Annotated in this window: 13 protein-coding genes; 7 read left to right on the forward strand and 6 right to left on the reverse strand. The window is 65.9% G+C overall.

Annotated elements, in window-relative coordinates; translation table 11 throughout:
- The first annotated feature begins 19 nt into the window (after window positions 1-19).
- From prfA to ACE3RQ_RS17660, 4 genes are all read left to right on the forward strand, one after another.
- The gene (prfA, locus tag ACE3RQ_RS17645) at window positions 20-1,105 is read left to right on the forward strand and encodes a peptide chain release factor 1 (RefSeq protein ID WP_374523386.1); all 1,086 of its coding nucleotides are present in this window, start codon (window positions 20-22) and stop codon (window positions 1,103-1,105) included.
- A complete protein-coding gene (prmC, locus tag ACE3RQ_RS17650; protein WP_374523388.1) occupies window positions 1,102-1,944 on the forward strand; it encodes a peptide chain release factor N(5)-glutamine methyltransferase in 843 nt (280 codons plus the stop codon). The genes prfA and prmC overlap by 4 nt, the downstream gene beginning before the upstream one ends.
- A gap of 53 nt (window positions 1,945-1,997) precedes the next feature.
- Complete coding sequence (gene grxD / locus ACE3RQ_RS17655; protein WP_374523389.1) at window positions 1,998-2,321, forward strand: Grx4 family monothiol glutaredoxin; 324 nt, start codon at window positions 1,998-2,000, stop codon at window positions 2,319-2,321.
- Window positions 2,322-2,488: 167 nt separating this feature from the next.
- A complete protein-coding gene (locus ACE3RQ_RS17660) occupies window positions 2,489-3,496 on the forward strand; it encodes an AAA family ATPase (protein ID WP_374523390.1) in 1,008 nt (335 codons plus the stop codon).
- 16 nt (window positions 3,497-3,512) lie between these two features.
- On the opposite strand, the gene ACE3RQ_RS17665 is transcribed toward ACE3RQ_RS17660, so the two are convergent.
- Window positions 3,513-4,133, reverse strand: coding sequence for a lytic transglycosylase domain-containing protein (locus ACE3RQ_RS17665; RefSeq protein WP_374523391.1), 621 nt, complete (start codon window positions 4,131-4,133; stop codon window positions 3,513-3,515).
- Window positions 4,130-5,875, reverse strand: a complete 1,746-nt coding sequence (locus ACE3RQ_RS17670) for a proline--tRNA ligase (RefSeq protein ID WP_374523392.1) — start codon at window positions 5,873-5,875, stop codon at window positions 4,130-4,132. Before ACE3RQ_RS17670 ends, ACE3RQ_RS17665 begins: the two co-directional genes overlap by 4 nt.
- A gap of 183 nt (window positions 5,876-6,058) precedes the next feature.
- On the opposite strand from ACE3RQ_RS17670, the gene ACE3RQ_RS17675 reads away from it, so the two are divergent.
- Both ACE3RQ_RS17675 and ACE3RQ_RS17680 read left to right on the forward strand, forming a co-directional pair.
- Window positions 6,059-6,694, forward strand: coding sequence for an RNA pyrophosphohydrolase (locus ACE3RQ_RS17675; RefSeq protein ID WP_374523402.1), 636 nt, complete (start codon window positions 6,059-6,061; stop codon window positions 6,692-6,694).
- 44 nt (window positions 6,695-6,738) lie between these two features.
- The gene (locus ACE3RQ_RS17680) at window positions 6,739-7,230 is read left to right on the forward strand and encodes a CNP1-like family protein (RefSeq protein WP_374523403.1); all 492 of its coding nucleotides are present in this window, start codon (window positions 6,739-6,741) and stop codon (window positions 7,228-7,230) included.
- A 9-nt stretch (window positions 7,231-7,239) separates the two neighbouring features.
- On the opposite strand, the gene proB is transcribed toward ACE3RQ_RS17680, so the two are convergent.
- The 4 genes from proB to rplU all read right to left on the reverse strand — a co-directional run bounded on the left by proB (window position 7,240) and on the right by rplU (window position 10,143).
- Window positions 7,240-8,391, reverse strand: coding sequence for a glutamate 5-kinase (gene proB / locus ACE3RQ_RS17685; protein WP_374523393.1), 1,152 nt, complete (start codon window positions 8,389-8,391; stop codon window positions 7,240-7,242).
- 14 nt (window positions 8,392-8,405) lie between these two features.
- Window positions 8,406-9,479, reverse strand: coding sequence for an Obg family GTPase CgtA (gene cgtA / locus ACE3RQ_RS17690; protein ID WP_374523394.1), 1,074 nt, complete (start codon window positions 9,477-9,479; stop codon window positions 8,406-8,408).
- A gap of 82 nt (window positions 9,480-9,561) precedes the next feature.
- The gene (gene rpmA / locus ACE3RQ_RS17695; RefSeq protein WP_374523395.1) at window positions 9,562-9,819 is read right to left on the reverse strand and encodes a 50S ribosomal protein L27; all 258 of its coding nucleotides are present in this window, start codon (window positions 9,817-9,819) and stop codon (window positions 9,562-9,564) included.
- A gap of 12 nt (window positions 9,820-9,831) precedes the next feature.
- Window positions 9,832-10,143, reverse strand: coding sequence for a 50S ribosomal protein L21 (gene rplU, locus ACE3RQ_RS17700; RefSeq protein WP_374523396.1), 312 nt, complete (start codon window positions 10,141-10,143; stop codon window positions 9,832-9,834).
- A 237-nt stretch (window positions 10,144-10,380) separates the two neighbouring features.
- Between rplU and ACE3RQ_RS17705 the strand changes: the two genes are divergently transcribed.
- Entirely contained in the window at window positions 10,381-11,310 is a 930-nt protein-coding gene (locus ACE3RQ_RS17705) for a polyprenyl synthetase family protein (RefSeq protein ID WP_374523397.1), read from the forward strand.
- Window positions 11,311-11,413: the final 103 nt, after the last annotated feature.

The following is an 11,413-nucleotide window of genomic DNA, read 5'->3' on the forward strand; positions in this document are numbered from 1 at the left end:
CCGCCCGCGGCCGCCCCGCATGAAACCCTTTGTTCGCCACACCCTGCTGCGCCAACGCGCCCGCCTCCACGAGCTGGACGCCCTGCTCTGCGCCCCCGACGTGGTGGACGACATCGCCCGCTTTCGCGCCCTGAGCCGCGAGCACGCCGACGCCAGCGCGCTGATCGAGGTGTTCGATCGCTACCTGCAGCGCGAAGCCGATCTGGCCACCGCACAGGAATGGCTGCGCGACCCCGACATGGCCGACATGGCGCGCGACGAGATCACCCTGTGCGAACAAGACATGGCCGCGCTCGACGCCGACCTGCAGCAGCGCCTGGTGCCGCGCGACCCCGACGACGACCGCAACGCCTTCGTGGAAATTCGGGCCGGCACCGGCGGCGACGAATCGGCCCTGTTCGCCGGCGACCTGGCGCGGATGTACACCCGCTTCGCCGAGCGCCAGGGCTGGCGGGTGGAAGTGGTGAGCGCCTCGCCCAGCGACCTGGGCGGGTACAAAGAGGTGGTGCTGCGCATTGAGGGCGAAGGCGCCTTCGGCCTGCTGCGTTTCGAGTCAGGCGGCCACCGGGTGCAGCGCGTGCCGGCCACCGAAACCCAGGGCCGCATCCACACCAGCGCCGCCACGGTGGCGGTGATGCCCGAGCCGGATGAGGCCCAGGCCATTCAGCTCAACCCGGCCGATTTGCGCATCGACACCTTCCGCGCCAGCGGCGCGGGCGGCCAGCACATCAACAAAACCGACTCGGCCGTGCGCGTCACCCACCTGCCCACCGGTATCACCTCCGAGTGCCAGGACGGCCGCAGCCAGCACAGCAACAAGGCCAAGGCCCTGCAGGTGCTGGCCGCGCGGCTGCAAGAAAAAGATCGAGCCGAACGCGCCGCCAAAGAGGCCGCCACGCGCAAGGGCCTGATCGGCAGCGGCGACCGCAGCGACCGCATCCGCACCTACAACTTCCCCCAGGGCCGCCTCACCGACCACCGCATCAACCTCACGCTCTACAAGCTGCTGGCGGTGATGGAAGGCGAGCTGGACGACGTGATCCACGCCCTGCGCGTGGCGCGCGGCGCCGAGCTGCTGGCCGAACTGGAGCAGGCCGCCCGATGACCCTCACCGACGCGCTCCACTCGCTCGCCCAGGCAGGCATGCCGCGCCTGGAGGCCCAGAACCTGCTGCTCATGGCGCTGGGCCGAGACCCGCACGACCGCGCCTGGCTGCTGGCCCACGACACGGACGCGCTCGACGAATCGGCCAATGCCCGGCTGCAAACCCTGGTGCAACGCCACCGCGACGGCGAGCCCATGGGCTACCTGCGCGGCGAGCAAGAGTTCTTCGGCCTGCCCCTGCGGGTGGACGCCCGCGTGCTGGTGCCGCGCCCCGACACCGAAACCCTGGTGCAGTGGTCGCTGGAGGTGCTGGACGCGCTGCCCTTGCCCATTAACAACGCCAGCGCCATCGACCTGGGCACCGGCAGCGGTGCCATCGCCCTGGCCCTGGCCAGCCAGCGCCCGGGCTTGGCGATCACCGCCACCGACGCCAGTGAAGCCGCCTTGGCCGTGGCCCGCCAGAACGCCGAGCGCCTGGGCCTGGCCGTGCAACTGGCCGCCGGCCATTGGTTTGCCGCCGTGCCCGGCCAGCGCTTTCACCTGGCCGTGAGCAACCCGCCCTACATCGCCGAAGGCGACCCGCACCTGCCCGCCCTGCGCCACGAGCCCATCAGCGCCCTCACCGCGGGCCCCGACGGCCTGGACGACATCCGCACCCTGGTGGCCCAAGCCCCCGCCCACCTGCACCCGGGCGGCTGGCTGTTGCTCGAACACGGCCACGACCAGGCCCCCGCCGTGCAAGCCCTGCTGCGTCAGGCGGGCTTTGTCGACGTGAGCAGCCGCACCGACCTGGCGGGCATCGCGCGCTGCACCGGCGGGCGCTGGCCAGCGGCGCGATAATCGCCAGCTTCCGGGACGCCACGCCGTCCCTTCTCCATGAGGACGCAGACACCATGAGCGACACGCAAACCCGCATCGACCAACTGGTCAAATCCCACGACATCGTGCTGTTCATGAAGGGCAGCGCCAGCTTCCCCATGTGCGGCTTCTCAGGCCGTGCGGTGCAGATCCTCAAGGCCTGCGGCGTCGACCCCAAGGCCATCCACACGGTGAACGTGCTGGAAGACAACGAAATTCGCCAAGGCATCAAGGACTACAGCAACTGGCCCACCATCCCCCAGCTCTACGTGAAGGGCGAGTTCATCGGCGGCTCCGACATCATGATGGAGATGTACCAGTCCGGTGAGCTGCAGCAGGTGCTCGACGCCAAGGCCTGAGCCACAGACCGCCCGCACACACAAGCCACCCTCGGGTGGCTTTTTTCACGCCCGTGGCAAGCGTGCGACAAGCGCCCGGCTTTCGGTGCTTTTCGGGGCATTCCCGACGTTGAGGCTGGGCACACCTTGTGCTTGAATGAAAGCGTCATTGGTCACCGGAGAACCGCATGAGCCACTCACGCAGCCTGGTCGCACCCTCCTCCCTGGGCCTTCCCATCGCCCAGGTGCGCAACGTGTTCAATGCCGACGAAGTCGAGCGCAAGCTCGCCAACCTGCAGGCCAGCGGCCACGAGCGCGATCACGAAGGCCTGCGGGCCACCTGGCAGCGCATGCTGGAGCGCGGCCCCGGCCGCTTCGCCGTGAAGCCATCCGGCATCCCCGACATGGAGCCCCTGTACGAGCTGCTGCCCAACTTTGGGGAAGTGCTCGACGACGTGAAGCGCCACGTGGCCCTCAGCCAGGACAGCCGCGACAGCCTCGAAGTGACGCCCATGCTGCTGCTGGGCCCGCCCGGCGTGGGCAAAACCCACTTTGCCCGCCAGCTTGCCGACCTGCTGGGCACCGGCATGAACCTGGTGCCCATGAGCAGCATGACCGCCGGCTGGCTGCTCTCGGGCTCGTCATCGCAGTGGAAAGGCGCCAAGCCGGGCAAGGTATTCGAGGCGCTGGTGGACGGCCAGTACGCCAACCCCGTGATCGTGGTCGATGAGATCGACAAGGCCAGCGCCGACGCCCAATACGACCCGCTAGGCGCCCTTTACAGCCTGCTGGAACACGACACCGCCCAACACTTCATCGACGAGTTCGCCGAGGTGCCCATCGACGCCAGCCAGGTGATCTGGGTGACCACCGCCAACGACGAGCGCGGCATTCCCGAGCCCATCCTGAACCGCATGAACGTGTTTGAGATCGCACCGCCCTCGCTGGAAGCCGCCCGGAAAATCGCGGCGCACCTCTACCGGGGCATTCGGACCGAACACGACTGGGGGCAGCGCTTCGACCCCGAACTCAGCGACGACGTGCTCGATCAACTGGCCACCCTCGCGCCGCGCGAGATGCGCCGCGCGCTGCTCACCGCCTTCGGCAACGCCCGCCTCGACCACCGCGACACGGTAGAGCCGCAAGACCTGCCTCGCCCCGGCCTGGGCAAGGGCCGAATCGGCTTCCTGCAATGAGGGGCACCCCGGGCGCTCAAGCGTCCGGGTGTACCCAATTCTTTTGCGCGGCATACACCGCGTTGGGGTATTCCGAGCGGCCACGGCTGCCGTTGTAGCGGCCCAGCGCCAGGAAGGTATCGCCGCGCTCGCGGTCCAGGTAATGCCGCAGGATCACGCAGCCAAAGCGGATGTTGGTCTGCATGTGGAACAGGCTGCCCGGGTCGCCATTGCCGATCAGCCGCGCCCAGAAGGGCATGATCTGCATGTAGCCACGCGCGCCCACGCGGGAAATGGCGAATTTCCGGAAGGCGCTCTCCACCTGAATCAGGCCCAGCACCATGGTGGTGTCCAGGCCAGCGCGGCGCGACTCGTACCAGACCGTCTGCAAAAACTCCACCCGGGTCTGGAAATCGGGCTTGCGCTTCTTCAACCGGTCGCCCATGGCGCCCAGCCAGCGCAGGTAGGCCAGGCGCTTGTTCAGGTCGGTGAACTCGGGCACGGGCGGCGCGTCATTGGCGATGGCGGCGCTCAGGGCGCTGCGCACCGAGTCGGCCAGCGGCTCCTCGATCTGCCCGCCCGCTTGCCCCAAGCTGGGCAGCCCCAGCGCCGCCAGCCCGGCCAGGGCATCACGGCGAGACCACCCGACTGGGCTCATGCCTGAATGCGGCCCTTCAGAAAGGCCACGACCTCAGCCACGGCCACCTTGGTGGCGGCCGTGTCGCGGCGGTGCTGGTACTCCAGCACGCTCTCTTTCAGGCCCTTGTCGCCGATGGTGACCCGGTGCGGCACGCCGATCAGCTCCCAGTCGGCAAACATGGCACCGGGGCGCTCGCCTCGGTCGTCCAGCAGCACGTCCACGCCTGCGGCCACCAGCTCGGCGTACAGGCTCTCGGCGGCGGTCTTCACGTCGGGGAAACGGTCCATTCCAATGGGGCACAGCACCACGGTGAAGGGCGCGATGGCGTCGGGCCAGATGATGCCGCGCTCGTCGTGGTTCTGCTCAATGGCGGCGGCCGGCAGGCGCGTGACGCCGATGCCGTAGCAGCCCATCTCGAAGGCCTTGGGCTTGCCATCTTCGTCAAGGAAGGTGGCGTTCATGGCCTTGCTGTACTTGGTGCCGAGGTAGAACACATGGCCCACTTCGATGCCGCGCTCGATCGCCAGCACACCCTTGCCGTCCGGCGACAGGTCGCCCTCGACCACGTTGCGGATATCGGCCACCACCTCGGGCTCGGGCAGGTCGCGGCCCCAGTTCACACCGGTGAGGTGGAAGTCCACCTCGTTGGCGCCGCAAATCCAGTCGGCCATCACCGCCACCTCACGGTCCACCACCAGCTTCACCGGCAGCTTCAGGCCAATGGGGCCCAGGTAGCCCGGCTTGCAGCCGAAGTGGGCCTCGATTTCGGGCACGGTGGCGAAACGGTAGCCAGCGCTCAAGCCCGGCACCTTGCCCACCTTCACCTCGTTCATGTCGTGGTCGCCGCGCAGCAGCAGCAGCCAGACCTGGGTCTTGACGACTTCGCCCGCCTCGTTCAGCTCATCGGTGGCCAGCACCAGCGACTTCACCGTGGTCGCCAGCGGCACGCCCAGCAGTTCGGCCACGTCGGCGCAGGTGCTCTTGCCAGGGGTGGGCGTCTTGGTGAGCGCGTTGGAGGCAGCCGGGCGCGGGCCTGCCGGCGCCAGGGCCTCGGCCTTCTCGATGTTGGCGGCGTAATCGCTGGTGGGGCAATAGACGATGGCGTCTTCGCCCGTGGCCGCGATCACCTGGAATTCCTCGCTCAGGTCACCACCAATGGCGCCGCTGTCGGCGGCCACCGCGCGGTAGGTCAAGCCAAAGCGGTCAAAGATGCGGCGGTAGGCAGCGGCCATCACCTGGTAGCTCGCCTTGGCGCCTGCTTCGTCGCGGTCAAAGCTGTAGGCGTCCTTCATGATGAACTCGCGCCCGCGCATCAGGCCAAAGCGCGGACGGCGCTCGTCACGGAACTTGGTCTGGATCTGGTACAGGTTCTTGGGCAGCTGCTTGTAGCTGCGGAGTTCCTGGCGAGCGATGTCAGTGATGACCTCTTCGCTGGTGGGCTGCACCACGAAATCGCGGTCGTGGCGGTCTTTGATGCGCAGCAGCTCGGGACCCATCTTGTCGAAGCGGCCGGTCTCTTGCCAAAGCTCAGCCGGCTGGATCACCGGCATGGTCAGCTCCACGGCCCCCGCGCGGTTCATTTCCTCGCGCACGATGCGCTCCACCTTCTGGATCACGCGCAGCCCCATGGGCATGTAGTTGTAGATGCCAGCACCCAGCTTCTTGATCATGCCGGCGCGCGTCATCAGCCGGTGGCTGACGACCTCGGCATCGGCCGGGGCTTCCTTGAGGGTGCTGATGAGGAATTGCGAGGCTTTCATGCAGGCGCGTTGCCCTGGGTGCGCAGGGCAAGAAAAGAAGGTGAAAGGGGGTGGCGTTGGGTCTTGAACCGGGCGGGGTGCGGGGAAACCCCTGGGCTGCGAGGGCCGTCTACCGCCAATCGTCACTTCGCTTCGCGGGAGGGGCGATGCATAATGACCACAGTTCAAAATTTGGGGTTGATTATGCTTGACAGAGAAGGCTTCAGGCCCAATGTCGGCATCATTCTGCTCAACCAGCGAAATCAGGTGTTCTGGGGCAAGCGCATCCGCTCCCACTCCTGGCAGTTCCCGCAAGGGGGCATTGACCGCGGTGAAACGCCTGAACAGGCCATGTACCGCGAACTGCACGAAGAGGTGGGGCTTTTGCCCGAGCACGTGACCATCGTCGCCCGCACGCGGGACTGGTTGCGCTACGAAGTGCCAGACCGCTTCATCCGTCGGGATGCGCGCGGTCATTACAAGGGCCAGAAACAGATCTGGTACCTGCTGAGGCTGGTCGCACAAGACTGGCACCTCAACCTGCGCGCCACCAACCATCCGGAGTTCGACGCCTGGCGCTGGAACGATTACTGGGTGCCGCTGGACGTGGTGGTCGAGTTCAAGCGAGGCGTCTACGAGATGGCGCTGACCGAGTTGTCGCGATACCTGCCCAAGCCCGATCACCGCAACCGCTTCCTGCGTGGCGGCGGGCGGCGCCGTCCGGACGACGCCTCCCCCCTGTCCGCATCCACCACGCCGCACGGCCTGGAACTGCCTCCCGGCGCCACCTTTGACCCCGACCCACAGTGCGCTGTGGGTACGCCATCCTCCCTCCGCTGATGAGCACTCTTCACCTGCCCCGGGCGCGTCACCTTGCCGCCGCCATGCTGGGCATCGCTTCTGCCTCACTCGCGGTGACCACAGCCTTCGCTCTGAACCAACCTGAAGAGCCAGCCCCCTGGCAAGAGTCTCAGGTCTCGCCGCCAATGAACTTCAGCACCGAAGCCGTCGCCGACTTCGTGCTGGACCCTCAGAGCAGCATGCGCCTGGGCATCGACCCCAAGACCCTCACCATCGACCCGGATGGCGTGGTGCGCTACGTGCTGGTGGCCAAGAGCAGCCAAGGGGCGCTCAATGTGCTGTACGAAGGCATTCGCTGCGCCAGCGCCGAGGTGAAGGTCTACGCCCGCTGGGACAACGTCTCATCCTGGAACACCAGCGGCAAAGCGGAGTGGGAGCCCCTCGCCTTCAGGGGTACCACCCGACGTGCGATGCAGATGGCCCGCGGCGGCGTGTGCGAAGGCAAAGTGCCCAACGGCACGCCAGCGCGCATCCTGCGCGCCTTGCAGTCGGGCAACACCGAACTGACACGGTAAGAGCTGAAATCAGCCCCGCGACAGCACCAGGTTGTCGCGGTGGATCATTTCCGGCTCTGCCGCGTAGCCCAGCAAGCGCTCGAAATCGGTTGAGGCCTTGCGACAAATGAGACGCGCCTCAGGGCTGGCGTAGTTGGCCAGGCCTCGGGCAATCTCCAGGCCTCGGGCATCGCGCACCGCGATCACGTCGCCCCGCGAGAATTCGCCCTCAACCGCCGTCATGCCGATGGGCAGCAAGCTCTTGCCTTCGCCCACGATCTTTTCCACCGCGCCGTCGTCCACCACCACGGCACCGCGCAGTTGCAGATGGTCGGACATCCAGCGCTTGCGCGCCTGGTGCTTCGCGGTCTGCGCCACCAAGCAGGTGCCGATCGACTCGCCGTCGCACAGGCGCAACAACACATCGGGCTCACGCCCCCAGGCAATGACCGTCGAAGCGCCAGAGCCGGCCGCGCGCTTGGCGGCCAGGATCTTGGTGATCATGCCGCCTTTGCCAATGCCGGAGCCGGCACCGCCGGCCATGGCCTCCAGGGCTGGGTCGCCTGCCCTGGCGACGTGCACGAATTCCGCCGCGGGGTCGCGCCGCGGGTCAGCCGTGTAGAGCCCCTTCTGGTCGGTCAGGATGACCAGGGCATCCGCCTCCACCAGATTGGCCACCAAAGCCCCCAGGGTGTCGTTGTCGCCGAACTTGATCTCATCGTTCACGACGGTGTCGTTCTCGTTGATGACCGGCACCACCTTGAGTTGCAGCAAGGTCAGCAGGGTTGAACGGGCATTGAGGTAACGCTCACGGTCGGCCAGGTCAGCGTGGGTCAGCAGCACCTGGGCGCTGCCCACGCCACAGGCGCGGAGCTGCGTCTCGTACATCTGCACGAGGCCCATCTGCCCCACCGCCGCGGCAGCCTGCAGCTCGTGAATCTCTTTGGGACGGGCCGTCCAGCCCAGGCGCTTCATGCCCTCGGCCACCGCACCACTGCTGACCATGATCAGCTCGCGGCCTTGCTGCACCAGAGCAGCCAACTGACGACTCCACTGGCGAATGGCCTCTTCATCGAGGCCTCGCCCCTCGTTGGTGACCAGGCTGGAGCCCACTTTCACCACGATACGGCGGGCGTTCTTGAGCACCTGGGTGCTCGACAAATCGGACAGTTCAGGGCTCATGCGATGGAGCAGTTTCAGGCGCCAGTGGCGCCGTCTTGAAAGCGGGGATCGACCACGGTCACCGGCTGCGCCGCCTGGTGTACCTGGGCGATGTGTTCATAGATCTTCTGGATCAATCGCTCGCAACCTTCTCGCGTCAAGGCTGAAATCTCGAACACAGGGCCCTTGTAGCGCAAGCGCTTCACGATGTCCTTCACGCGCGCTTCGCGCTCTTCGGCTGGCACCATGTCCAGCTTGTTGAGCACCAACCAGCGCGGCTTCTCGTACAGCGCAGGGTCGAACTTCTTGAGCTCGGCCGCAATGGCCTTGGCCTGCGCCACCGGGTCCACTGCCTCGTCAAAAGGCGCGGCGTCGACCAAATGCAGCAGCAGACGGGTGCGCTGCAAATGGCGCAAAAACTGGTGGCCAAGGCCTGCGCCCTCAGAGGCACCCTCAATCAGCCCAGGCACATCGGCCACCACAAAGCTCTTCTCCGGGCCAACGCGCACCACCCCGAGGTTGGGGTACAGCGTGGTGAACGGGTAGTCGGCGATCTTGGGTCGGGCATTGGAAATGGCGGCGATCAGGGTGGACTTGCCCGCGTTGGGCATGCCCAGAAGACCGACATCGGCCAACACCTTGAGCTCCAGCTTCAAGGCTCGCCGCTCGCCAGGCCAGCCTGGCGTCTTCTGGCGCGGCGCCCGGTTGGTGGAGCTCTTGTAGTGCATGTTGCCAAAGCCGCCATCGCCGCCCTTGGCGATCATCACCTGCTCGCCCGGCTTGAGCAGTTCGCAGATGACCTCGCCCGTCTCCGCATCGGAGATGATGGTGCCCACCGGCATCTTGAGCACGATGTCGTCGCCCTTGACACCGAACATGTCCGAGCCCTTGCCGTGCTCGCCGCGCTGCGCCTCGAAGCGGCGGGTATAGCGGAAATCGACCAAGGTGTTCAGGCTGGCATCGGCCAGCGCGAACACATGGCCGCCTCGCCCGCCATCACCACCGTCGGGGCCGCCGAACTCCTTGTACTTCTCATGACGGAACGAGGCGCAACCATTGCCCCCGTCGCCTGCCGCAACGTCGATCGTGGCTTCGTCCACAAATTTCATGATCAGCTCCTCACTGGTGGTGTTCGCGGCCCCAACAAAAAAGCCCGCACGCGCGGGCCTTTGTGGGAATGATCCGACTGGATCAGACCGGGGTGATGCTCACCACGTGGCGGTTCAGGGCGCCCTTCACGGCGAACTGAACGTGGCCGTCCGCCGTGGCGAACAGGGTGTGGTCCTTGCCCACACCAACGTTGGTGCCGGGGTGGAACTTGGTGCCGCGCTGACGCACGATGATGGAACCGGCGCTCACCAGCTCACCACCAAACGCCTTCACACCCAGCATCTTGGGCTTGGAATCGCGCCCGTTTCGCGTAGAGCCGCCGCCTTTTTTCTGTGCCATGTTGCTCTCTCCTTAGGCCGAGATCGAGGCGATTTCGAGCTCGGTGAAATTCTGACGGTGGCCTTGGCGCTTCTGATAGTGCTTGCGACGGCGCATCTTGAAGATACGAACCTTGTCGTGACGCCCGTGGGCGACCACCTTCACCGTGACCGTTGCGCCGGAAACCAAGGGAGTGCCCACCTTGATCTCGCTGCCGTTACCGACAGCCAGAACCTGATCAAACACGATCTCTTGGCCCACTTCCGCAGCAATCTGTTCTACTTTGATTTTTTCGCCGGCAGCCACGCGATACTGCTTGCCACCGGTTTTTATGACCGCGTACATATGAACCTCTTAAGCTAATCCACTAGGGACATCGGCAGACCCAATTCCGCCGAACCCGCGAGTATACGGCGAACTCCCGGGGCCAACAAGGCCTTGCCCGCCGAGCGGCACGCACAAGCCGGGGCTTCCTATAATCGCCGCCGGCCTAGACGGCCCCAGACACCCTCTCACCGGGCCCCTATCTTGTCCACCTCGCCGCCCCCATCCTCTCACCCGCTGGCCCTGATCCGGGGCGACATGCAAGCTGTCGACGGCGTCATTGCCGAACGGCTTGGTTCCGAGGTGCCCCTGGTTCGGGAAGTCGCCCAGTACATCATCTCGGCGGGCGGAAAGCGCCTCCGTCCGGCTTTGCTCCTGCTGGTCAGCGGCGCCATCGGCAGTCTGCACCCCCATCGCCACACACTGGCAGCGGTCGTGGAGTTCATTCACACGGCCACCTTGCTCCACGACGACGTGGTGGACGAATCCACCCTGCGAAGAGGCCGCGACACCGCCAACGAGCGCTTCGGCAACGCCGCAAGCGTGCTGGTGGGAGACTTTCTTTACTCGCGAGCGTTTCAGATGATGGTCGATGTCGGCAACATGCGCGTCATGGAAGTGCTGTCGGACGCCACCAACATCATTGCCGAAGGCGAAGTGCTGCAGTTGATGAACATGCACGACGCCACCATCGACGAAGCCACCTATCTGCGGGTCATTCGCTCCAAGACCGCCAAGCTGTTCGAAGCCAGCGCCCAATTGGCCCCGATCATCGCCGGCAGCAATCCACACACCGAGGCCCTTTGCGCGACCTATGGCCAGGCCCTGGGCACTGCCTTTCAGGTGATCGATGACGTTCTTGACTATGAGGGGAGCGCCGAGGAACTGGGCAAGAACCTGGGCGACGACTTGCGCGAGGGCAAAGTCACGTTGCCCATCATTTGCGCCCTGCGCGCGGGCAATGCCGAACAACGCAAGGTCATCTGCGACGCGATCGAGCAAGGCGACCTTTCCCACCTTCACGACATCCGCGACATCATCCTGTCCACTGGCGCACTGGAAGCCGCTCGCCGCAGCGCACATGCCGAAGCCCAGCGCGCGATCGACGCCGCCAGCCAACTGCCCGCCAATGAGCACCGCGCGGGTTTGCTACAATTAGCGGCTGGACTGTTGGAGCGTCGCTCCTGAGTCCGTCAAACGCGTCAATCGTTTGACAACGGCCTCGCCAGAGGTCATTCGGGGTGTAGCTTAGCCTGGTAGAGCGCTACGTTCGGGACGTAGAGGCCGGAGG

This window comes from Hydrogenophaga sp. (genome assembly GCF_041913525.1).
Taxonomy (GTDB): Bacteria; Pseudomonadota; Gammaproteobacteria; order Burkholderiales; family Burkholderiaceae_C; genus Hydrogenophaga.

Bases quoted from the DNA above. Each gene is read 5' to 3' on its own strand.
- prmC (WP_374523388.1), top strand. From the start codon at position 1,102: ATGACCCTCACCGACGCGCTCCACTCGCTCGCCCAGGCAGGCATGCCG.
- ACE3RQ_RS17680 (WP_374523403.1), top strand. From the start codon at position 6,739: ATGCTGGGCATCGCTTCTGCCTCACTCGCGGTGACCACAGCCTTCGCT.
- ACE3RQ_RS17660 (WP_374523390.1), top strand. From the start codon at position 2,489: ATGAGCCACTCACGCAGCCTGGTCGCACCCTCCTCCCTGGGCCTTCCC.
- cgtA (WP_374523394.1), bottom strand. From the start codon at position 9,479: ATGAAATTTGTGGACGAAGCCACGATCGACGTTGCGGCAGGCGACGGG.
- proB (WP_374523393.1), bottom strand. From the start codon at position 8,391: ATGAGCCCTGAACTGTCCGATTTGTCGAGCACCCAGGTGCTCAAGAAC.
- ACE3RQ_RS17665 (WP_374523391.1), bottom strand. From the start codon at position 4,133: ATGAGCCCAGTCGGGTGGTCTCGCCGTGATGCCCTGGCCGGGCTGGCG.
- grxD (WP_374523389.1), top strand. From the start codon at position 1,998: ATGAGCGACACGCAAACCCGCATCGACCAACTGGTCAAATCCCACGAC.
- prfA (WP_374523386.1), top strand. From the start codon at position 20: ATGAAACCCTTTGTTCGCCACACCCTGCTGCGCCAACGCGCCCGCCTC.
- rplU (WP_374523396.1), bottom strand. From the start codon at position 10,143: ATGTACGCGGTCATAAAAACCGGTGGCAAGCAGTATCGCGTGGCTGCC.
- ACE3RQ_RS17675 (WP_374523402.1), top strand. From the start codon at position 6,059: ATGCTTGACAGAGAAGGCTTCAGGCCCAATGTCGGCATCATTCTGCTC.
- rpmA (WP_374523395.1), bottom strand. From the start codon at position 9,819: ATGGCACAGAAAAAAGGCGGCGGCTCTACGCGAAACGGGCGCGATTCC.
- ACE3RQ_RS17705 (WP_374523397.1), top strand. From the start codon at position 10,381: ATGCAAGCTGTCGACGGCGTCATTGCCGAACGGCTTGGTTCCGAGGTG.
- ACE3RQ_RS17670 (WP_374523392.1), bottom strand. From the start codon at position 5,875: ATGAAAGCCTCGCAATTCCTCATCAGCACCCTCAAGGAAGCCCCGGCC.